The following is a 21,715-nucleotide window of genomic DNA, read 5'->3' on the forward strand; positions in this document are numbered from 1 at the left end:
TACTATTGCAGCAGCAAAAAGATACTTTTAGATGGCAAAGGTTTTTACAATAGCACAGGGGTTAGAGAATATGGGCGCAATGAAAACTGGCGGGCAGGGCTCTGTATACAAAGGTCGACGAATTGGAGAAATTACAACCGCTGTTAAGTTATTACCTACACCCATTTATGGCGAAGATGAAGAAGATAAAAATTTCAGGGATTTTAAAAATGAAGTGCAAAAACTTAAAAGGGTCAACGAAAAACCTAATCCTAATGTAGTAAAGATTTTGAGCTCAGGATTGTCAGAAACAGGCAATTTTCCTTTTATTGAAATGGAATATATAGAAGGACCTGATTTGCAAGAATTGTTACAATCTCCTCATCCTCCTGTATTTACGATAAAAGAAGTTATAAAAGTTGCCGAACAATTGTCAAATGCTTTGGCACATTGTCATAGTCTCGGTGTGAAGCATGGGGACATAAAAAGTAATAATGTAAAATTTAATATTCATAGCGGTAATTATGTGTTGCTGGACTTTGGACTGGCTATCATGTCAGACGAACAAAGGCGAACCAGTTTGCGGCAGGCAGGTGCAGTAGAGTTTATGGCACCTGAGCAAAACGAAGGACAGATGCTGTTTCAAACAGACGTCTACAGTTTTGGGATTGTACTGTTTGAATTGCTTACAGGTAAAGTGCCGTTTCCATTACATGATAAGGGCGAAACTGCACGAAACAATGTTCGGCTGGCACATATGGAAATGTTGCCACCAGATATTGTTTCTTTAAGAAAAGAGGCTTTGCCACTTACCTGGCCACCAGAGACTAAGGAAAGAGAGATGAAGATACCAGATTGGCTGGTAGCACTTATTTATAAATGTTTAAGAAAAAAACCTGAAAACAGGTTTGTAAATGGTATAGAGCTTCATGAATATGTTATAAATAACAGTATTCACCCTTTCAACGAAAGAGAAGCTGGTAATATACAGGTTGTCCCTGATGATATTCAACAGCTTCTGACAGAAAAAGAACAACTTCGGCAACAGATACTGCAATACAAGCAGCGCTTAGATAATAAAGAAAGCGAAATAGAGGAGTTAAAAACTTCTATTGATAAAGACAGTGAAAAGGTATTAATAAGTCAAAGACACAAAGGGGCTTCATCGGCGCCTGCCAAAAAGGGAGTATCTAAGATAGCATTTGCTGTTTTGGTTTTTCTTACGATCGGCCTCGCTACATTTTCAGCATATAATTTATTAAATAATACCCAAACTGGTCGCTCGACCTTAGTTGATGATAATAAAAATTTGGTAGATACGACAACTATTTCAAATGAGCCGGCTGTAACACAAGCGGACGAAAATGAAAAAAAAGAAAGTACTATAACAAAAAATGAAATACAAGCGGCACCTGTTAATACTATAAAAAATGATTCTGCGCGAGATGCTGAGGTACAGGTAAAGCAAGGCCAAACCGGGAATGAGCAGGATAATGCTGCAAGAGATAGTCAACGGGTAGAACAAAAGGCCCCGGAAGCGCCTGAAAGAACTCAACATCAATACATGGTTACCGCAAAAGCATATTTTTATAACGCTCCAGATGAAAGTACCCGGCGAAATGCATTTGTTGTTCCTTCAAATAATGCTATTTTAAATGCATTAGACGAGAAAAATGATTTTATCCTGGTGGAATTTAGAAATCAGCTGGGTCAGAATTCAACAGGTTGGTTGCGAAAAAAAGACCTTCAGTCTTTAAATGAATAAAAAACATTTTTTGGCACCGATATACAAAGCAGCGCAAGAATTTCGCTAAGCTTTGTGTCTTTTCGTTTTTGGGCCTCAAATTGCTAATGAGTAGGTTAAAGTACAAGTGTGCGACGCAACGATGATGCTATGAAAAATTGAAGGTTGATAACAGATAAAGCTTTTAGAAGATTAAAAACATAAAATGGCCAAGGTTTTTACAATAACAGAAGGATTAGAAAATTTGGGTGCTTTAAAAACCGGTGGCCAGGGTTCAGTATATAAAGGAAGGCGAATTGGAGAAATTATTACTGCTATAAAATTGTTGCCGACACCTATCCACAGCGAGAGTACTGAGGATAAAAATTTTACTGCTTTTCAGAATGAGGTTCAAAAGCTAAAAAAAGTAAATGAACAAGCTAATCCTAATGTGGTTAAAATTCTTAGTTACGGCATAACTGATTCCGGCAACTTTCCTTTTATAGAAATGGAATATATAGAAGGACCTGATCTGGAAGAATTATTACAACCGCCTCACGATCCTGTTTTTACAATAAAGGAAGTGCTTAAAGTCGCAGACCAATTATCATCTGCATTGGCACATTGCCATAAAATAGATGTAAGGCATGGTGATATTAAAAGTAACAATGTAAAGTATAATGTGAGCACGGGGAATTATGTGCTGCTCGATTTTGGCCTTTCTGTAATGTCTGATGAGCAAAGGCGAACAAGCCTGCGACACGCGGGTGCAATAGAATTTATGGCGCCGGAGCAGAATGAAGGTCAGATGCTTTTTCAGACTGACGTATATAGTTTTGGAATAATACTGTTTGAATTGTTAGCGGGACAAGTTCCTTTTCCATTAAATGATAAAGGTGAAACGGCGCGAAATAAGGTAATGCTTGCTCATCTCGAATCCCTTCCCCCAGACTTGCTTTCGTTGCGACAGAAGTCACTGCCTGATAATTGGAGCGACCAAAAGAAGAAAGATGAAATGAAGGTGCCCGACTGGGTAACGAATATGATATACAAGTGCCTGGAGAAAAAGCCGGAAGACCGCTACACCAACGGCATAGAATTACATCAATACATTTGGGAGCATAGTATTCAAAGGTCTGGCAATAGCGCGATAAGTAAGGAGAGTGTTAGCAGCTTAGAGCAGGAAAACAAAAGGCTTCGGAGAGAAAAACAACAATTGCAGCAACAGTTATTGCAGTATCAGCAATTCGGTGCAACATCCAATCCAAATAATTCAACCGATTTTTATAAAAAACCCGATAATCGGTTTGATACAGAAAAAGCTGATAAAGTTAAATCGTCAAAATCACCGGTCAAAAGAAGTCTTATTCTTACTATAGTTGTAATAATTGCATTAAGTGCAGCTGCATTTATTTTAATAGAAAGCAAAAAAGTAAGTTTTTTATCATTGCTACAGACAACGCCAATAGGGAAATACAAAGTAGTTGCTTCCCACACGTATGCATATGATGACCCTGATGAATCTACAAGGACCGATTTTTATGCCATTCCCGGAAATGATACGGTAATTGCTTTTGATAAAAAAAACGGTTTTATTTATGCTGAAATAACAAATCGTAAAGGACAAAAATTGAAGGGATGGTTTCGTAACCAGGATGTAATGACATTGGATGAATGGAACAAAAGAAAAAAGTCAGACGCAGAATCGCAAAATGCAGGAATAACAGGGCAATTGCAAAATGCAAAGCAGCTTTTAAGTAGTGGAAAAACTGTAGAGGCATTAATAATTTATAATAATCTCTCAAAACAGCAAGTACCGGAAGCAATGTATGAATATGGCGTACTTGCCTTACAGAATGTGAATTTGAATATTACGTGTACAGAAGCATTTGACCTCGTAAAAAGAGCAGAAGAAAAAGGATATGTGCCCGCGAAAAGAACACTGGGTTTTTTGTACTCTTTTGCAGATGATAAACGTTCTCTGCAGCAAAACAAGTTTTATGAACGGTGCACTTTTGGCAAAAACCTGGAAAAAGGTTCTAAACTGTTGATGGAGGCGACCCTGGCAGGAGATACTGCAGCTAGCCGTTTATTAGATAAAGTGAACGAACTTTCTCAACTTCGTTAAATGATATAGAGTTGCGAGGAAACTTTTATTGGTATCTTTTCAACTTTGAAAATTACCGACGCTTTATTTTTCGCTTTTGTCCAGGTATTTATATATAGCTATGCAATCCTCCTCTCCAAAGCCTTGCTGTAACGCATCTTGGTAACTGTGTAATAGTGGGTTAAAGAGGGGTGAGTGTAAACCTTGCTCGCCTGCCAGCCTTAGATCTTTTGCCAGATGTTTTAAAGCAAAAGCAGGCTGAAAATTATTATTTATTATATTAGATGATTTTGGTTTGGTAATACCATTACTGCAAGCGCCTTCATTGATGATGGCAACCATATCTTCTGTCTTTATACCCTTTTCTTTTGCAAACAAGATCGTTTCTGCCAGTCCCTGCAGGTTTAATCCCAATAAATAATTTATAGCGAGCTTGGCAGAACTTCCTGGCGCCATTTTCTCCTACGTAAATTGAGAATTTACCAATGACGTCAAAAATCTGTTTAGCTCTTTCATAGGCCTGTTGCGCTCCACCCGCCATAATAATCAGTGTGCCATCCTGTGCCGGCTTTACACTTCCTGACACTGGGGCATCTATAAAATCCATTCCTTTTTGAAAACAAGCATCTGCAAGATAGCGCGAGGTTTCCGGCGAAACTGTGCTCATATCAATCGCAAGCTTTCCCAAATTTTCATTTGTAAGCAATCCATTTTTTCCGGTATAAATTTCTTTCACTGCTTCATCATCAGAAACCATTGTCATTACCACGTCGCATTGTTCGGCCAGTTGGCTGGGAGTTTCTGCTGATTTGGTGCCTGACTCAATTAGTTCTTTTTCTTTTGTGCGATTATATACCGTTACATTAAAACCTGCTTTAAGAAGGTTTTTTGCCATATTTCCCAATCCGGCCCATCCAATTTTTAAATTTGACATCGTAAAAAATTTTACCGGCAATTTTAGCTCTATTTTAATTTTTTCTATTTTTTCCCAACTTTCTTCCTGCAATACGCTTAATTACTATACATTCTCTACGTACTTATATATTATCACTTACTAAAATGTATTTGTTCTTTTTTCATCACATTAAAATTCTATTAAAATAACTATACCCGCTTTATCAATTTTTGGTTCGAATATTGCAAATCGCTGTCAAAATTATTTCTTAAGTAGTTGTAATACTTACTGTTACATTAAAAATTATAACTCTAATAAGATAAATTCTTACCAATATCTTCTGGATTGTATTATGACTTTTTCTAACTGAGCAAATAAAAAGTATAATAACTTTTAAAGTAATGGCGTTATTAATCGAACTCTTGTATAGGGTCCGTTTTATACTTATAACTATTTTTTTAATAAATGATAAATAAAGGATTTTTGTTTAAATCGGGAAGCTTACTTCTTGTTGTGGAATGTTTTATTCTGTTCTTACTGTCCAGTTGTACTAACCATACAATAAATGATAAACATCATAAAGTATTTATTGAAGAGAAAGACGGAAAATTTACTCTGATAAGAAATGGAAAGCCATATGTTATCAAAGGTGCATCAGGCTTTACTTATCTGAAAAAACTAAATGAAATTGGTGGCAATACGATAAGAACATATGATTCAGCAAACATCGGATCTATTTTAGATGAGGCAGAAGCCAACAATGTGGCAGTGGTAGTAGGACTGGATATGGCTGACAATAAGAATATGAATGATTTTTATGATGATACAGCCAAAGTGCGGGGACAGTTCAGGGCATATAAAAAAATAATTGAAAAGTATAAGAGTCACCCTGCTGTCTTAATGTGGTGTGTTGGTAATGAATTGGATTTTAAATTAAACTTTAAATACAATCATTTCTTCAATGCATACAACAATTTGGTTGATATGATACACGAGGCAGATCCTGACCATCCTGTTACAACCACCGTTATTGATGTGCGTCGCAGCAATATTTACAATATCAAGCTTCGAACAAAAACTGATGTAATTTCTATTAATTCATTTGGGGGACTGCGAACGTTAAAAAATGATTTGAAAGATTTCTCCTGGTTTTGGAAAGAGCCGTATTTAATACTGGAATGGGGAGTGAAAGGTCCGTGGCGACCCAATCGAGATAAGACCGAGTGGGAATCATATATTGAAAGTACAAGCAGTAAAAAAGCCGAGCAGTACCTGCAAATATATAAGAATGAACTTCCTGTAGATGACCCCCGTATGTTAGGTTCTTTTGTTTTCTACTGGGGGCAGAAGCAGGAGTATACTCACACCTGGTACAGCATGTTTTACGAAAACGGGGCCACGTCTGAAGCAGTAGGGGTAATGCAATACATCTGGACGGGAAAATGGCCTGCGCATACTGCTCCCCGGATAAATTATATGCTTGTAGATAGGAAAGGGGCGTTGGATAACATTATTTATAAGCCCGGCAAAATTGCTAATGCAGAATTACACATGGCTAAAACCGATAGCAGTATAACATCTGTTAAATGGGAACTGTATCATGAAGACTGGTACAGAAAAGATAATGTAAAGAATCTTAAAAAACTTACTCCTATCGATAGTTTATTTTTCGATTGTAAAAATTTAAATGCAACTTTTTCAGCACCATTACAAGAAGGACCGTACAGGTTATTTGCAACAATTTTCGACAAGTATGGAAATTTTGCAACTTGTAATACACCATTTTATGTCATAAAATAATGAAAACACCAGAAACAGTAAAACCACCATCACGCAAAGAACTCCTCACAATACGGGTTATGATTGTGACAGGATTAATTTGCATGTTATTTTTTCTATACACCTTATTTGATCAATCGGTTATTGGGTATGCTCCACTTTATTGGTTGCTGATAATAACCTTTGTATTTACTTGTCTTAAAATCGTGCACGAGTGGATACATTATTTTTATATAACTGTTCCCCCAACCCCACCTCAGATAAAGACGTATTCAGTCGATATTTTTACGACCTTCTGTGCAGGAGAGCCTTATGAAATGATAGTGGAAACGTTGGAGGCAATACAGAAAATAACCTATCCTCACAAAACCTATTTGTGCGATGAAGCTGATGATCCATATGTAAAAGAAGTTTGTAAAAGACTTGGGGTTAACCACGTTACCCGTACAAAAAAGATAAATGCAAAGGCCGGAAATATAAATAACGCCTTACAACAATCTTCAGGTGAACTTTGTGTAGTTTTAGATCCCGATCATGTTCCTTTTCCTGATTTTCTCGATCCCATAGTTTCCCACTTTAATAATCCTGCGATTGGTTTTGTACAAATAGTGCAGGCATATAAAAATCATAATGAGGGATTGATCGCCAGGGGCGCAGCGCAACAGACTTATCATTTTTATGGCCCTATGATGATGACCATGAATAAATATGGAACTGTGTTGGCTATTGGTGCAAACTGTACCTTCCGCCGGACTGCACTTGATTCTATTGGCGGTCATGCTGCGGGACTTGCAGAAGATATGCATACTGCCATGCAGCTTCATGCAGCGGGATGGAAATCAGTATATGTACCGGTAGTGCTTGCCCGTGGATTAGTACCTTCTACATTATCTGCTTATTTTAAGCAGCAGTTAAAATGGTCGCGCGGCGTATTTGAATTGCTCGTAACATCATATCCAAAGCTTTTCAAAAAATTTACCTGGCAACAAAAACTGCATTACGGGGTCATTCCGCTGCATTACCTGTCAGGAATTATTTTTCTGCTTAATTTCTTAATTCCGGTTGCATCACTTTTATTAAATGTAAGCCCGATAAAAATTAATTTACTGACATTTGGTCTGATTGGTTTTCCTCTGATAGCGGCAATTATTATAATAAGACATTATGTACAACGCTGGGTGATGGAAGATGAGGAAAGAGGTTTTCACCTGGTTGGAGGATTACTGATGATGGGAACATGGTGGATATTTATTCTTGGCTTCTTTTTTACCCTTATCAGAAAACCGGTGCCCTATAATCCCACTCCTAAAGATGGAAATGAAGCAAATAACTGGCCTTTAAACATTCCTAATCTCGTTGTTCTGGCGATATCTTTAATAGCGATAGTAATTGGTTTGTATATTGACTCAAGTCCTTATACCTATTTTATGGCCGGGTTAGCAGGAATCAATTGTATAGTTATGGCCTTCAATGTAGCTGCAAGCAGGCAAAATGAGTTTCGAAAACATAAAGAACGTCTTGGCCTGATAACTACTTCAATGCACTACACAACGGCAGTAAAAAAGAGGTTTTGGAGAATGAGAGACTGGGTTTATACCGGTGGAAGAAGTATAGCTTTACTATTGGGTGTCGTAATATTATGTTTAACTTTTTATTGTTTTCGTACAATATCTGAAAATCAATTGAACGTAACCAGGATAATGAACAAAAAAGATTTTTTTCTTTCTGGTATATTTTTTCCGTCGCAGCCTGATGGTACAACTTCTGTTAATTCAGTCAAAGAATACCAGGATAAGTATAAAACTCATTTTGATATTGTTTCCTTTTATATACCATGGGGAGATGAAAGTAAATGTCATCTTCCCGGAAAAACTCTAGACTCGGTATATAAAAACGGTTCTGTTCCTATGATCACCTGGGAGCCTTGGGAGAGCTTGTTTAAAAAATCAACACAACTGAGTGAGCCGGGCAAAGAAAAAAGAGTACTTTCTAGCATAGCTAATGGCGTTTTTGATACTTACCTGGGTCAATTTGCGGCAGAAGTAAAAAATCTAAACAGACCTGTCTTTTTACGCTTTGCTCACGAAGCAGATAATCCATTTTATCCCTGGTCGCCAAAAGGTGAAAATACTCCGGAAGATTTTAAAAATGCCTGGCGATATGTACATGATTTTTTTGTAAAAAATGGTGCAGATAATGTGATTTGGGTTTGGAATCCATGGAAGCCAGAAGCAATTGATTCTTATTTTCCCGGAAAAGATTATGTTGACTGGCTGGGTGTTACCAATCTGAATTATGGGTCTTATGAGAGTTCTAAAAAATGGTTTTCGATGCAAGAGCTGTACTATCCTTTTCATAGAAACCCTGTTTTTAATTCTGGTCTTCCTGTTATGTTAGCGGAAATGGGTTCTTTAAAATCAGAAGGAAGGCAAAACGCCTGGTTTAAAAATGCGTTCAGGTCTTTAAAAATTAAATTTCCTGAAATTAAAGCAACTGTCTTTTTTAACTCAGGAATAGACCTGAATTTACCGTCAGGAATAAATGGACAAAAACTGGATTGGCAACTTCAAAATCCTGATAGTGTGTTAGCACTCATTAGCAAAAGTCGCGGCAATACAAGTGCCAATGAACTTCCCTTCCTTACCAATGAAATAGTTTCATTTAATAAGCAGTTAACAGGTACAACTGATAAATTTTCCGGAACAAAAGGAGTTAATTATACCAAAGGTCAATATTGGTATGAAAACAATCATCCTTTTGCAAAAAATGAATTTCTCAAAGATTTTGCAGAAATGAAGCAAATTGGGATTAACACTGTCAAAATTTGCGGATCAACTCATTATGTTCATAAGCTTTTAGATGCCGCGAATGAGGCGAATATGAACGTACACTACGAGTGCTGGGTAAATGACCAATTGGATTTTAAGACTAATAAAAAGGAACTGAAAGGTCTTACTGCCAGTATATTAAAAACAGTAAATGATTTAAAAAAATATGATAGGATAAGGGATTGGAATATTGCGAATGCTGTGCTGCAAAAGCTTTATTATTTTTATTACAAACCCGAGTTGCTCTACCACCAGGAGGCTTATATATCATGGTTAAGAAATTTGGTTCTGGAAATTAAAAAAGCTGACCCAACAAGACCTGTTACGATAGATGTAGAAGTTGGAGACAATTTGTTAGGCGTTACAGATTTGCTTCATTCCCGTATTCCTGAGATTGACTCTTATGGATTGGTTTTAAATGAAAAATCGACCGGTGTAGAAAATATAAGCCGGTTAAAAGTACCATATTTTTTCAGTAAAGCAGACGCTGTTGCCTATTTAAATCTTCCTGCAAATAATGCCGGTGCTTTTATTGCAGACTGGCAAGATCAGGAAATGAAGAACTTTGTTACTCTAGACGGTCTTAAAGATAAAGCAGGCTTTGATAAGTTTTCTCTTTACCAGCTACGTCAGCGATGGACTACTACATATACTCCTTCGGTAGTTATGCCTAAAATTAAAATCCTTCGCCCGGCTACTACTATTCTTCCTAATATAGATGTAACCTTTAACGCGCTTGTAAATAAAAGCGATGAATGGCAATTGGTAGACTCGGCGAGGGCGCATCTTAAATTTCGCTGGTATCTTGTTAAAAATGATAATTTTGGAAATGGAATATCTATGAAAGACATTGGCAGAGGAAAAAACATCACTTTCCAGGTGCCTGATAATCCGACAAATTATAAATTGTACCTGACAGCCGGTAGAGGAAATGTTATCACTACCGCTCTCTCTACGTTAAATACCCCTTTAGAATAATCGTAAGCGCGGGCGTTATGTGAGTGTTGTTGGGTGCCAAAAATTAAGGTGCGAGCATATACAATCTACAAAGAGTTATCAACAAAAAATTGATAACTCTTTGTAGTTATAACTGTTGTGAGAACAGGCGAAACTGTACAATAAAAAAACTACAATTGTTTTTAATAATTGAACAAACTTATAAATTGGGAATGAATAATGTTAAGAGATCTTCAAGGTAATTTTTGAAACGTCATCCAGCGTCTCTAAGATAAATTGCATTAGATGGTAGTTTTTTTGAAGCAAAGCGCATGTTCAAAGCTTCAAATACTAAGTTTATTACACCAATCTTCACAGTGTTTCTAAAAGTATTGACCAAGTAATTCCCTTTGCCTAATGCTTCGCGTCAAATATCAAAGCTTGTTCTTCGAACAATCAGCAAACTCTCGAAAGGTAATGGCAGGTAAAGTCGGCAAACAAACACAAGGCGAATTGTAATATTTGAAATAACGCTTCTTGTTCCTGCAATTTTTCTCCTACAATAACTTCTTCTTTAGTAAATAAAGTTATTACAATTAATTCACCCCCTCTGTTAGTATCGAAGGATGATTGATTGAAATAACAGGCGAGGGTTTTCTTGTTTTAAAATGAAGGCATCTTTTTTCAATAAAATGCCAGCTAAAATAAGCAAAAGCTAGTACGAGAGGATACGCGATAAAAAAGAATCGGAAAGGATTTAAATGTATAGCTAAAAAATACATTACTACCTGTTGAATTGGCCAGCCATATAAATAAAGGCCATAGGAATAGTCTCCTCTTTTGCTGAATTTTGAAAACTGTAAAGCAGGATGATAAGCTGTATAAAACAATAAATAACTGCCTGCTACCGGTAAAACCTGGTCAACACATTTAACCCAAACAAAAGAAAAAGCAATGGCAGCAAAAGATAAAATCGCAAAAAAATTGCTTTTAAAAATTTTTGCCCTGAAAATATAAAAACAGGCGCCTGATAAGAAATAAGTTGTGAACCGCGGAAGATGATAGGTATTGCCTAAAAATAAATTGTTACTTTCTTTAAAAGGTAAAATCCAACCTTTTAACTGTAAGTAGAGTATTACGTATACCACTAAAAAAGAAACAATAAATAAAAATTTTTTCTTGAAAAAGCCTAAAAAAGCAATTACCGGTACCAGTAAATAACAGATAAATTCGAATTGAATGGTCCACAATGAATTGTTGACACCAACCTGTGGCATGTTTTTAAAATACCATTTTTCATTTGGCGATTGTAAGGTAAATAGATGAACCAACTCTTGTTTTTTGTGTAGGTTCCCTAAATATTGCCAATAATTGTTTGTACCAGTATTACGTAATTCACCAACAAAACCTGCAAACAGAATACTTATTAAAAAAGCAACAATAAATCCGGGATAAATTCTTAAAATTCTTTTTTTCAGATATTCAATATTGGTTTTGGAGTATTCGAAACTTCTTACAATTAAAAATCCACTTATAATAAAGAAGAAATCAACTGCGACACTTCCGATACTTATTTGTCCCTGGCTGAGTACCATAAATGGTTCACTCTTTGTAAATGGTTCATATCCATAATACATAACAAAGCAGTGACAAAAAATGACAGCGCTGGCTAAAAGAAAGCGAATAATGTCAAAATTGTTGATGCCTATTTGAGGATTTATCAGTAACGGCCGATTCATGTTTTAAAGTTATTTCCAGTGCTATTTTGTGAGTACAATTATGGGGTCAGTTTTTGTGTCTAATATTTATTTTACATGCTCTAATTGTTCTGTAAAATGTAAAAAAGTTTCTTTAGTGATACTCCAGTCGGGTGGTTCTATCTTTCCCCACGCTTTCGGTACATCAGAAAAATTAAAATAACAGACCCCAACAATCTGCGGGTTTTTATTGATGGTAGCAGCAGCGTCATCCAGCCATTTTCTTTTATATGATTGAGGGCCTTTAACGCCGAATTCAGTAATAAAAATAGGCTTGTTTACAAAACGCATTCTGTTGTATTTGCGTTTAAAAATTGTGCTGAATGTCTCTTGCTTGTTATGATCTGTAATATCTTTATTAGGCAACCCGTATATCGCAAGGCTTATGTAATCGACAACATCGTTGCCCGGCCACCAGTCCAACGCTCCACGATCCCCTGTCGGTCCCCAAACATTGCGAATGTTTTTTGCTTTATTTTTATTAAAAGTCATTACATATCTATAGGCCTTAATGTAAGTAACAGGATCCTGGTTTTGCCAGGCGTACCTTTCCACCGGTATTTCCATCTCGTGCGCCCAACGCAGATAGACCATGTGATTTATATTAGAAATAACGTTATACAATTCCTTAATTACACCGTCGTAACTGCCTTTTAAAGTATTATTTAAAACATCTTTGTCATTTGGAAGATTTTTAGATTTCCAGGGCTCTATAGTGACTATTACATCGTGATTTCTCGAAATGACATCATTAAAAATCTTTTTAAACGTTCCATCCTGTATATTTCCCCAGTCCGCAAAAATGTGCTCTACAGTTACCAGAGGCTGATGTATAAGTTGTTGTTTTGGGTCATATAGCCCAAGCTGTAGTGCAGAATTAGCTTTTTGTATTGTATCACTATTTTCACTGCCAAAATTGTTTTGGGAGTAAATTACAGCTGTATCTTTTTGTATATCCTGTATAGCTATATCAAGCCATTTCTGTTGAAATGAATCTTTTTTTACTTCTGCCGAGCCAAGGATAAATACAGGTTTATCAATAAATCTCAACCTGTGCAGTTTTCGTTTTATTTGTGTTGGAACAGATGCTTCTGCGGGATATTTAGTAGATAGCGAACCGGGCGGGTGATTTAAAGTTATACTTGCAACGTCTACTATATCAGAACCTGGATAAAACTCCAGGGAGCCAGCATAACCAGACGGTCCCCACACAATTTTAACCTTTGGCGAAATTTTTTTACATAAATCTGCAAAATGCCGAAACGCGTTTATGTATAAATAATATGATTGGCTTTGCCACTGGTATTTTGTTATTGGAACTTCCATTTCAGGATTCCAGCGCAGGTAAATATTACTTTGACTTGCTGATAGATCTTTACAGAATTTTTTCACTTTTTTGTCATAATCTCCATTTACCATTCCCTGCAAAATGCCGTGAGATGAATATGCTTCACCTATTTTAGACCACATTTCTATTGTTAAAAGAACATCTGCATTCTGTTTTAAAATGGTGGGTAACTGTTTTGAGATTGAAGACTCTTCTGATGCATTATTCCATTTGATAACAAAATGTTTTAAATCACTTGCTTTTTCATTTGACATTCGTTGGTGCCGGTCATAGATGCCAAAAATGGGTTGGGAAGGAGTTTCATAAATTTCATCCGGCTTGTCTTTTGCGTAAAATGATTTGCTAAAATGAAAAAGAGCAATAATTGCAAAGCAGACAATTATTGAAATGAGTATATAGAATAGTGGTTTGCTCTTCATTATATTATGAATAACTAATTCTCTCCGCGGGAAAGAATATAAATAATAGGTTTTATAGAAAATGAATTTTTAACAAAAATCGTCTTGTAACTATAATTTCAAAACGTAATGCAAAAAGTAATAGTATACTTTTTTTCAATTTGTGAAAAGAATAAAATGTAAACTATTGTTGTAAAAGACGAGTTAGTTGTAAAAAAGATTGCAAAAGTCTGTTATGTTATAATCTCCTGGCAAATCTCCATTAATATGCCATTTGTTTCCTTTGGATGCAAAAAGCACACAATTTTATTATCCGCACCTTTTTTAGGTATTTCATTTAAAAAAATAAAACCTTCCTGTTTCAGCCGCACAACTTCTTTCTCAATATCCTCTACCTCAAAAGCTATATGATGCATGCCTTCTCCTTTTCTTTCTATAAAGCGTGCAATTATTCCATCGGGCTGTGTGCTTTCCAATAATTCTACCTTGGTGTCTCCATTTTTAAAAAAAGCTGTTTTTACTTTTTCACTTTCCACTTCCTCTGTTTTGTAACAAGATGTATTCAAAATTTTTGTAAAAAGAGGGATGGAAGTTGATAAACTTTTTACTGCAATTCCAATATGTTCAACTTTTTTCATAATAAATATTTAAATAACATGTGTCTCTTGTTACGAATTGTGGAAAAAGAACGAGACGACCTTTCACACACAAATTTATCCCTGTTATTGTGTTACTTTTGTAAATAATACTGAAAAGAAGAAAACAGAGAACTATGTTGAAATTACCGGTTTATTTAGATAATAATGCTACTACGCCCTGCGATCCCCGTGTAGTTGAGGCAATGATTCCTTATTTCACAGAAAATTTTGGAAATGCTGCCAGTCGTAATCATCCCTTTGGCTGGGCTGCAGAAGAGGCAGTTGATTATGCAAGAGAGCAGGTAGCAAAATTGGTAGGAGCAGACCCTAAAGAAATCATTTTTACCAGCGGCGCTACAGAAGCAGATAACCTGGCAATAAAAGGTGTGTTTGAAATGTATGCCGCCAAAGGCAACCATATAATTACAGCTACTACAGAACATAAAGCTGTTTTAGATACCTGCAAGCATATAGAAAAACTTGGCGGTGAGGTTACATACCTGCAGGTAAAGGCTGATGGTTTAATTGATTTATCAGAACTTGAAGCAGCTATAAAACCTACTACTATCTTAGTTGCAATCATGTATGCAAATAATGAAATTGGTGTGGTTCAGCCGATTAAGGAAATAAGCGCAATTGCAAAAAAACATGGTGTGCTGGTTTTTACAGATGCAGTACAGGCTGTTGGTAAAATTCCTGTAGATGTACAAAAAGATGGTATTGATTTAATGGCTTTTACTGCTCATAAAATGTACGGCCCAAAAGGAATTGGTGCTTTGTACGTCCGTCGTAAAAATCCTCGTGTTAAAGTTACTGCGCAGTTGGATGGCGGTGGACACGAAAGAGGAATGCGTAGCGGCACCTTAAACGTTCCCGGAATTGTTGGTTTTGGTAAAGCAGCAGAACTCGCCCGCCTTGAAATGGAGGGTGATGCAAAACGTCTGGGTAAATTAAGAGACAAACTTGAAACTGAACTGTTGAAAATAGAAGAAGCTTATGTAAATGGAAACCGTGAACACCGTCTTCCACATGTAACCAACATCTCTTTTAAGCATGTAGAAGGTGAAGGGTTGTTGATGGGTTTCAATAAAAATATTGCGCTGAGTTCAGGCTCAGCATGTACTTCTGCATCTCTTGAACCAAGCTATGTTTTAAAAGCTTTAGGTTTAGGTGATGACCTCGCCCATAGTTCTCTTCGTTTTGGATTAGGCAGGTTTACAACAGAAGAGCAGATTGATTATACAATAGAGCAGGTAAGAAATACTGTATTAAAATTACGTGAAATGAGCCCGTTGTGGGAAATGTATAAAGAAGGGATAGACCTTAATTCAATCGAGTGGGCTGCTCATTAAAAAGTAAGCCTTTAAAAATTTCAAAACTTTGGTTTTTGAGATCAACCCAGAAAAATAACATTATTCCTTTTCTTATTAATATATTTAAAAATCTTCAAATAATATAGCATGGCATACTCAGATAAAGTAATTGATCACTATCAAAATCCTAAAAATGTTGGTACGTTAGACAAGTCCAGCAAAAGTGTTGGTACTGGCCTTGTTGGCGCACCCGAGTGCGGAGACGTAATGCGCTTGCAAATAGAAGTGGACAATGAGACCGGTGTAATTAAGGATGCTAAGTTTAAAACTTTTGGCTGCGGTTCGGCAATTGCTTCTTCTTCTTTGGCTACTGAGTGGCTAAAAGGAAAAACTGTAGACCAGGCAATAGCAATAGACAATATGGATATTGTGGAAGAATTAAACCTTCCTCCCGTAAAGATCCATTGTTCTGTTCTCGCTGAAGATGCAATTAAGGCTGCAATTAATGACTACCGCGTAAAAAATGGTCTTGAACAAATTAAGTTTGAAGAAAGCATTGTGCACTAAGCAGTAAAGCTTTTAGCTGCCGCTTTTAAAAAGATAAGCGTGCAGCCTGAGGTTAAGACTAAAAGTTATTTAAATATGATTTACGTAAGTGATAAGGCTAAAGCTAAGGTGTACAACCTTATGAAAGATGCCGATATAAAAGATCAAGAATACTTTTTGCGGGTGTCAGTGGTTGGTGGTGGTTGCTCAGGATTGAGTTACAAGCTTGATTTTGATAATGAAAAAAAGCCGATGGACCAGGAGTTTGAGGACAATGGAATAAAGGTGGTCACGGATTTAAAAAGCTTTCTCTACCTCGTAAATACAACTCTCGATTTTTCTGATGGATTAAATGGAAAGGGTTTTTATTTTAGCAATCCTAACGCAAGCCGCAGTTGTGGCTGCGGTGAAAGCTTCGCAGTATAAAATAATAAATATTTCAGGAGAAGCCGGACAGATGTGCCGGCTTTTTTTGTGCTGGGCAATCTTTGAATAAAGCATTGCAAAACTTTAACAGGCTACCAAGCAGCATTTTGTTGGTAAAGCAATTACATTCGTCTACCTGTTCTTTAACATTTTTTATAATCAGAAACAGCAACTTGTAATCGTTTAATTACTTTTACACGCCTAAAACAATTTATACACGAAATGACCTGGATATTACTTCAGATTGGAACGCAACAAGTAGCAGACTCAACTGTGGCCGCAACGGCCGCGCAGCCAGCAGCAGAACAAATTTCACTGTGGGGATTATTGGCTAAAGGAGGCTTTATAATGTATCCTCTCTACCTGTTATTGGTAGTCGCCATATTTGTCTTTTTCGAAAGGCTGATTGCTATAAGAAAAGCAAGCAATATAGAGGGGAATTTTATGAAGATGATTCGAGATAACATCATGACGGGGAATCTTTCCGCGGCCCGTAACCTGGCCAGGAACACCAACAATCCTGTAGCGCGAATTATCGATAAAGGTTTGCAACGTATCGGCAAACCAATTGACGCTATTGAAAAAAGCATGGAAAATGTTGGTAAGCTTGAGATGTATAAAATGGAACGAAACCTAAATATACTATCGCTTATTGCAGGTATAGCACCTATGTTTGGCTTTCTCGGAACTATTGTGGGCATGGTGCAATTGTTTTATGGTATTGCAAGCACGGGGGAGTACACCCTCAACACGATTGCCGGTGGTATATATACAAAAATGGTAACTTCTGCGACAGGTCTTATCATTGGGTTGATTGCTTATGTGGGGCACAATTTTCTAACGACCCAGATAGATAAAACAGCCAACAGAATGGAAGTGGCAAGTTCTGATTTTATAGACGTGTTGCAAGAACCTACGCGATAAGGATAAAGACACTTAGTATTGGCTTGAGGTAGATTTTGTAAAAAGAGAAATAGTTTTGCAAGCATCAATACTCTGGCTATACATCGTCGCAACGCTCCGTTTGGCTTTATATCTTTTTTTTGCTTTTTGATAAAAGGATATAAAAATGTTGCTTAATAAAAGGATAGAAAAGGCATAATATTTAAAAAATTGTAGTTAGTTCAATGAATATTCGTAACAGGTTAAGAACTCACCCAGAAGTGCACACCGGTGCATTAAATGATATATTGTTTATCCTTTTATTGTTTTTCCTGATTGTGTCTACATTGGCAAATCCTAATGTAATTAAGGTGTCTAATCCCAAAGCCAAAAGTGATACCAAGTCAAAGCAGACAGTAGTGATAACTGTTGATAAAGATCAGAATTTGTATCTGGGCCAGAGAAAAGTGGGTATGGACCAGTTAGAAACAGAATTGAAAACTTTTCTTGCAAAAGAAACAGATAAACCTTCCGTTGTTATTAACGGCGACAGTACTTCTCATCTTGGTACTGCTATAAAAGTAATGCAGGTAATAAAAAAATTAGGCGCTACGCCAGTGATGGCTGTAGATAATAGCGGGGCGAAATAGGTAAGTTTCTTAACTGGCTCGCGTTGCTTTTACCATTCTGTCTTTTCCCTGCAAGTCTTTTTTAAGTATAATTTCTGAAAGCCCGTTTTTTGCAAAAACCTTAACCACCTGATCTCCTAAAGCCTCATTAATTTCAACATATACGCTTCCATTTGGTTTTAAATGTTCACGGCTAAATCTTGCAATTGCTTCGTAAAAAGTAAGTGCATTTTCATTGGGAACAAATAATGCAAGATGAGGCTCATACTGCAATACATTCTTCTGCATCTCTGCTGCTTCGCTTTCTTTTATATAAGGAGGATTGCTGGCAATTATATCATATTTATTGAGATTGTTCCATTCATTCTCATTGAGAAAGTCAAGGTGAAGAAATTCAACATTTGTTTTTTGTTTTAGCGAATTTAATTTAGCTACTTCCAAAGCATCTTTTGAAACATCAATAGCGGAAACTTTTAAACCTGGTAGTTTTTTCTTCATTGCAATCGCAATACACCCACTTCCGGTACCTACATCTACCAATAAAATTTCTGTATCACCTGACTTTTTTATATCCTCCGACATCCATTCCACCAGCTCTTCCGTTTCTGGCCTTGGAATTAAAACACTTTTATTTACCATTAGTTTCATATCCGCAAACCATGCTTCACCTAAAACATATTGCACTGGTTTATGCTGTAGTAATTCTTCGGCAAGTTTTGCTAATTGTAATTGTTGCGCTTCACTTACAGGTAAATCTTTATAAATAATACGGTCAATCTTTCGTTGGCCTGTAACATTTTCTATTACCCAATCGGCAATATTTGCCGCCTCTCTACTGTCATAGATTTCATACAGTCGAGCCAGTAATTGCTTGTAAGCAAATTGAATAGTCATTTGCAATGCTACTATTTTTTTAAATTACTTTTGAAGCAGGATGAATCAACATGAATTATACATGCATCGCTGCATAGAGCTGGCAAGACTGGGGGCAGGTTATGTAGCGCCAAATCCTATGGTTGGCTCTGTCCTTGTTTATGAGGACAGGATAATAGGGGAGGGGTATCACCGGCAATATGGGCAGGCGCATGCCGAGGTTAATTGCATTAATAGCGTAAAAGAAGAAGATCGGCATCTAATTGAAAAATCTATTATTTATGTTTCTTTAGAACCTTGCGCTCACTATGGCAAAACTCCACCTTGTGCGGACTTAATCATCAGGCACAAAATACCAACTGTAGTTGTAGGGTGCAGAGACCCTTTTGAGCAGGTAGATGGAAAGGGAATTGAAAAGCTTGAAAAAGCAGGTATTGAGGTAATTAAAGGAGTTTTAGAAAGTGAATGTAAAGAGATGAACAAAAGATTTTTTACTTTTCATATAAAAAAACGGCCTTACATTATCTTAAAATGGGCTCAAAGTAAGAACCGAAAAATTGCGAACAATGATTTTTCAAGGGTTTTTATAAGTAATGATTTTAGCAACCGGCTGGTACACAAATGGAGAAGTATGGAAGCCGGAATTATGATAGGAACAAATACTGCTTTGTATGACAATCCTTCATTAAATACTCGCAACTGGACTGGTCATGACCCTATAAGATTGGTGGTAGATATGAATTTAAGATTACCATCCTATTTACAGATTTTTGATAAAAAACAAAAAACCGTCATCTTTAATTCCATGAAACACGAGGATGATGGGAACTTGCTTTATTATAAAATAGATCAGGATACTTTTAGTGTTAGAGCCATTTTGAAATCTTGCTATGACCTGCACATTCAAAGCATATTAGTAGAGGGAGGAACAACACTGTTGCAGTCATTTGTTGAAGAAAAGTTATGGGATGAGGCACGTGTAATTGAAAATGAGCTACTAATAATTGATAAGGGATTAGAAGCTCCTGTACTGTCAGATCATCACCTGCTTACTTCTGAAAAGGTATCGACAGATGTCATTTCCTTTTACGCTAGTAACTTATAATCGTAATACCCTGATATTTGAATCTCTAATTAGTTTGAAACATCTAAAATGGCCCTGTTACATATCGATCGGGCTTTTAATTCAACTCTATATTCCTTAGGTATTTCCCAATAGAAAAAGTAAACGAAATAACAGCTGAACTTTTTACATAAATGTAAGAGATACATAGTATAGAATTTTGTAATTTCATTTTAAAATAAAATGAAATTAATATCGTTATTATCTAAAGATTATTTGTGAAATTATTAGTTTGCGAAGATGATCCAATTATGATGATCGTACTAACCACGATGCTGAAAAGGCTGGAACACGACGTTATTTGTACCAAAGATGGAAAACAGGCGATTGAGACTATTGATCGTGAATCGCCGGACATGGTAATAACAGATATGTTGCTTCCAAATGTTTCGGGTATTGAAATAGTATCTTATTTAAAAAAATTACCGGGAAAAAGAATACCTGTTATAATGTTATCTTCTATGCCAAGAAATGCTATGACAAATACCGATGCAAATTTTGGTGCTGATTGCTATATGGTAAAACCGGCAACAATGGAACAACTCAAAAGTAAAATTGAAGAATTAAAAGATCTGGTGCAAGAAAACGGGCTGTGCAATGTCATTTAGGATCGACTGGATTGTAAAGAATACAGCAAACCTCTACTCCAGTTTGCCAAATGGTCAATCAATTGTTATTAACTTCAACAAACCCTCACATCTTGATTGGCTATACTACTAAAGTTTTAAGGAACTCTATAATGTAACCGCTCTTGCACCCGCGGAACAACATTTTTAAGCGTCTAGCACTTTTCTTGTAGCTGTTATTATTAATGCAATATTCCTTTTTTACCTTTTACCACTGGTTTGGTTTTTGAATTGAAATAGGTATTTAATATAAAATAATTTTATTATGACCGGTTATCACACATACAAAAGTTGTATTGAAGCCTGCTTAAAATGTGCAGCTATTTGTAATCATTGTGCTTCATCCTGCACGCAGGAAGAAAATATCAAAATGATGGCGGGTTGCATACAACTCGATATGGAATGTGCTGCCATTTGCTATGCAGCTGCACAGGTTATGAGTATGGGCGGAAGAAAGTCAAAAGAGCTTTGCCTGATTTGTGCCGATATTTGTGACACATGTGCCGCAGAATGCAGCCAACATAATACAGAACATTGCCAGGAATGTGCGGAAGCTTGCCGGGAATGTGCAGATGCATGCAGGAGTATTTTAAATGGTAATACTAATGCTGCTGACGAAAATAGGGTACCAGTACCCCCGGAAATGATGCATAGCGACTATGGCTCAAGTGGTGCTGCACCGGTAGGGGCGTTTGATACTGGCAACAGCTGATTTTTATTCCAGGCAAAAAAATTATTTCTTTTTTATTTTTCTGTGGAAAATTTTAATTAGCGTAATTAGGACGCTTTTCTCTATTTATAATCTACAGAAAGAAAATCAGTAATTCGATTACTAATATTGAAAATTGTAGTCCGGTAAATGAAGTAGTAACCAGCTCGCAAGCAGGTATAAGCCGCGATTTATAAAAA

General features: G+C 36.5%; 18 protein-coding genes. 12 read left to right on the top strand and 6 right to left on the bottom strand.

Going from position 1 to position 21,715, the window contains the following annotated elements; all coding sequences use genetic code 11:
• The first annotated feature begins 31 nt into the window (after positions 1-31).
• Both B154_RS0108285 and B154_RS31800 read left to right on the top strand, forming a co-directional pair.
• Positions 32-1,744 (top strand): serine/threonine protein kinase, encoded by a 1,713-nt coding sequence (locus tag B154_RS0108285; RefSeq protein ID WP_018613321.1) that lies wholly within the window; start codon positions 32-34, stop codon positions 1,742-1,744.
• A 184-nt stretch (positions 1,745-1,928) separates the two neighbouring features.
• Positions 1,929-3,830, top strand: coding sequence for a serine/threonine-protein kinase (locus B154_RS31800; RefSeq protein WP_018613323.1), 1,902 nt, complete (start codon positions 1,929-1,931; stop codon positions 3,828-3,830).
• Positions 3,831-3,893: 63 nt separating this feature from the next.
• Here B154_RS31800 and B154_RS32975 read toward each other — a convergent pair whose 3' ends face one another.
• Positions 3,894-4,223, bottom strand: a complete 330-nt coding sequence (locus B154_RS32975) for an NAD-binding protein (protein WP_211217469.1) — start codon at positions 4,221-4,223, stop codon at positions 3,894-3,896.
• Entirely contained in the window at positions 4,132-4,743 is a 612-nt protein-coding gene (locus B154_RS30050; RefSeq protein WP_211217470.1) for an NAD(P)-dependent oxidoreductase, read from the bottom strand. Before B154_RS30050 ends, B154_RS32975 begins: the two co-directional genes overlap by 92 nt.
• Before the next feature lie 426 nt (positions 4,744-5,169).
• Here B154_RS30050 and B154_RS0108300 point away from each other — a divergent pair, with 426 nt between their 5' ends.
• Both B154_RS0108300 and B154_RS32730 read left to right on the top strand, forming a co-directional pair.
• Positions 5,170-6,504, top strand: a complete 1,335-nt coding sequence (locus B154_RS0108300; RefSeq protein ID WP_018613324.1) for a glycoside hydrolase family 2 TIM barrel-domain containing protein — start codon at positions 5,170-5,172, stop codon at positions 6,502-6,504.
• Positions 6,504-10,289 (top strand): glycosyltransferase, encoded by a 3,786-nt coding sequence (locus B154_RS32730; protein ID WP_018613326.1) that lies wholly within the window; start codon positions 6,504-6,506, stop codon positions 10,287-10,289. The genes B154_RS0108300 and B154_RS32730 overlap by 1 nt, the downstream gene beginning before the upstream one ends.
• A 554-nt stretch (positions 10,290-10,843) precedes the next feature.
• On the opposite strand, the gene B154_RS0108310 is transcribed toward B154_RS32730, so the two are convergent.
• From B154_RS0108310 to mce, 3 genes are all read right to left on the bottom strand, one after another.
• On the bottom strand, positions 10,844-11,986 hold the full coding sequence (locus B154_RS0108310; RefSeq protein ID WP_018613328.1) for an acyltransferase family protein: 1,143 nt from the start codon (positions 11,984-11,986) through the stop codon (positions 10,844-10,846).
• A 66-nt stretch (positions 11,987-12,052) separates the two neighbouring features.
• Positions 12,053-13,771 carry a glycoside hydrolase family 26 protein gene (locus B154_RS0108315; RefSeq protein WP_018613330.1) on the bottom strand — a complete coding sequence of 573 codons (1,719 nt, stop codon included), beginning with the start codon at positions 13,769-13,771 and terminating at the stop codon, positions 12,053-12,055.
• Between the two features lie 212 nt (positions 13,772-13,983).
• On the bottom strand, positions 13,984-14,388 hold the full coding sequence (gene mce, locus B154_RS0108320) for a methylmalonyl-CoA epimerase (protein WP_018613331.1): 405 nt from the start codon (positions 14,386-14,388) through the stop codon (positions 13,984-13,986).
• A gap of 134 nt (positions 14,389-14,522) precedes the next feature.
• On the opposite strand from mce, the gene B154_RS0108325 reads away from it, so the two are divergent.
• The 5 genes from B154_RS0108325 (at position 14,523) to B154_RS0108345 (ending at position 18,205) form a co-directional block, all read left to right on the top strand.
• Positions 14,523-15,740, top strand: coding sequence for an IscS subfamily cysteine desulfurase (locus tag B154_RS0108325; RefSeq protein ID WP_018613333.1), 1,218 nt, complete (start codon positions 14,523-14,525; stop codon positions 15,738-15,740).
• A 108-nt stretch (positions 15,741-15,848) separates the two neighbouring features.
• On the top strand, positions 15,849-16,268 hold the full coding sequence (iscU, locus tag B154_RS0108330; protein ID WP_018613335.1) for a Fe-S cluster assembly scaffold IscU: 420 nt from the start codon (positions 15,849-15,851) through the stop codon (positions 16,266-16,268).
• A 75-nt stretch (positions 16,269-16,343) separates the two neighbouring features.
• Complete coding sequence (locus tag B154_RS0108335) at positions 16,344-16,673, top strand: HesB/IscA family protein (protein WP_026260051.1); 330 nt, start codon at positions 16,344-16,346, stop codon at positions 16,671-16,673.
• A 222-nt stretch (positions 16,674-16,895) separates the two neighbouring features.
• Positions 16,896-17,597: a MotA/TolQ/ExbB proton channel family protein gene (locus tag B154_RS0108340; RefSeq protein ID WP_018613339.1), complete on the top strand. Its 702-nt coding sequence runs from the start codon at positions 16,896-16,898 to the stop codon at positions 17,595-17,597.
• Between the two features lie 203 nt (positions 17,598-17,800).
• Complete coding sequence (locus B154_RS0108345) at positions 17,801-18,205, top strand: ExbD/TolR family protein (RefSeq protein ID WP_018613341.1); 405 nt, start codon at positions 17,801-17,803, stop codon at positions 18,203-18,205.
• Positions 18,206-18,214: 9 nt separating this feature from the next.
• Here B154_RS0108345 and prmC read toward each other — a convergent pair whose 3' ends face one another.
• On the bottom strand, positions 18,215-19,078 hold the full coding sequence (prmC, locus tag B154_RS0108350; RefSeq protein ID WP_018613343.1) for a peptide chain release factor N(5)-glutamine methyltransferase: 864 nt from the start codon (positions 19,076-19,078) through the stop codon (positions 18,215-18,217).
• Positions 19,079-19,118: 40 nt separating this feature from the next.
• Between prmC and ribD the strand changes: the two genes are divergently transcribed.
• From ribD to B154_RS28035, 3 genes are all read left to right on the top strand, one after another.
• Positions 19,119-20,162: a bifunctional diaminohydroxyphosphoribosylaminopyrimidine deaminase/5-amino-6-(5-phosphoribosylamino)uracil reductase RibD gene (gene ribD / locus B154_RS0108355; protein ID WP_026260052.1), complete on the top strand. Its 1,044-nt coding sequence runs from the start codon at positions 19,119-19,121 to the stop codon at positions 20,160-20,162.
• Between the two features lie 236 nt (positions 20,163-20,398).
• Entirely contained in the window at positions 20,399-20,788 is a 390-nt protein-coding gene (locus B154_RS0108360; RefSeq protein WP_071595267.1) for a response regulator, read from the top strand.
• A gap of 283 nt (positions 20,789-21,071) precedes the next feature.
• Positions 21,072-21,518 carry a four-helix bundle copper-binding protein gene (locus B154_RS28035; protein ID WP_018613349.1) on the top strand — a complete coding sequence of 149 codons (447 nt, stop codon included), beginning with the start codon at positions 21,072-21,074 and terminating at the stop codon, positions 21,516-21,518.
• Positions 21,519-21,715: the final 197 nt, after the last annotated feature.

The organism is Segetibacter koreensis DSM 18137 (assembly GCF_000374045.1).
GTDB classification, from domain to species: Bacteria; Bacteroidota; Bacteroidia; order Chitinophagales; family Chitinophagaceae; genus Segetibacter; species Segetibacter koreensis.

Excerpts from the sequence above, each read along its gene's own strand:
- B154_RS0108315 (WP_018613330.1), bottom strand. The coding sequence starts at position 13,771 with ATGAAGAGCAAACCACTATTCTATATACTCATTTCAATAATTGTCTGC.
- B154_RS0108325 (WP_018613333.1), top strand. The coding sequence starts at position 14,523 with ATGTTGAAATTACCGGTTTATTTAGATAATAATGCTACTACGCCCTGC.
- B154_RS32730 (WP_018613326.1), top strand. The coding sequence starts at position 6,504 with ATGAAAACACCAGAAACAGTAAAACCACCATCACGCAAAGAACTCCTC.
- prmC (WP_018613343.1), bottom strand. The coding sequence starts at position 19,078 with ATGACTATTCAATTTGCTTACAAGCAATTACTGGCTCGACTGTATGAA.
- B154_RS0108340 (WP_018613339.1), top strand. The coding sequence starts at position 16,896 with ATGACCTGGATATTACTTCAGATTGGAACGCAACAAGTAGCAGACTCA.
- ribD (WP_026260052.1), top strand. The coding sequence starts at position 19,119 with ATGAATCAACATGAATTATACATGCATCGCTGCATAGAGCTGGCAAGA.
- B154_RS28035 (WP_018613349.1), top strand. The coding sequence starts at position 21,072 with ATGACCGGTTATCACACATACAAAAGTTGTATTGAAGCCTGCTTAAAA.
- iscU (WP_018613335.1), top strand. The coding sequence starts at position 15,849 with ATGGCATACTCAGATAAAGTAATTGATCACTATCAAAATCCTAAAAAT.
- B154_RS0108345 (WP_018613341.1), top strand. The coding sequence starts at position 17,801 with ATGAATATTCGTAACAGGTTAAGAACTCACCCAGAAGTGCACACCGGT.
- B154_RS30050 (WP_211217470.1), bottom strand. The coding sequence starts at position 4,743 with ATGTCAAATTTAAAAATTGGATGGGCCGGATTGGGAAATATGGCAAAA.
- B154_RS0108335 (WP_026260051.1), top strand. The coding sequence starts at position 16,344 with ATGATTTACGTAAGTGATAAGGCTAAAGCTAAGGTGTACAACCTTATG.
- mce (WP_018613331.1), bottom strand. The coding sequence starts at position 14,388 with ATGAAAAAAGTTGAACATATTGGAATTGCAGTAAAAAGTTTATCAACT.
- B154_RS0108310 (WP_018613328.1), bottom strand. The coding sequence starts at position 11,986 with ATGAATCGGCCGTTACTGATAAATCCTCAAATAGGCATCAACAATTTT.
- B154_RS0108300 (WP_018613324.1), top strand. The coding sequence starts at position 5,170 with ATGATAAATAAAGGATTTTTGTTTAAATCGGGAAGCTTACTTCTTGTT.
- B154_RS31800 (WP_018613323.1), top strand. The coding sequence starts at position 1,929 with ATGGCCAAGGTTTTTACAATAACAGAAGGATTAGAAAATTTGGGTGCT.
- B154_RS0108285 (WP_018613321.1), top strand. The coding sequence starts at position 32 with ATGGCAAAGGTTTTTACAATAGCACAGGGGTTAGAGAATATGGGCGCA.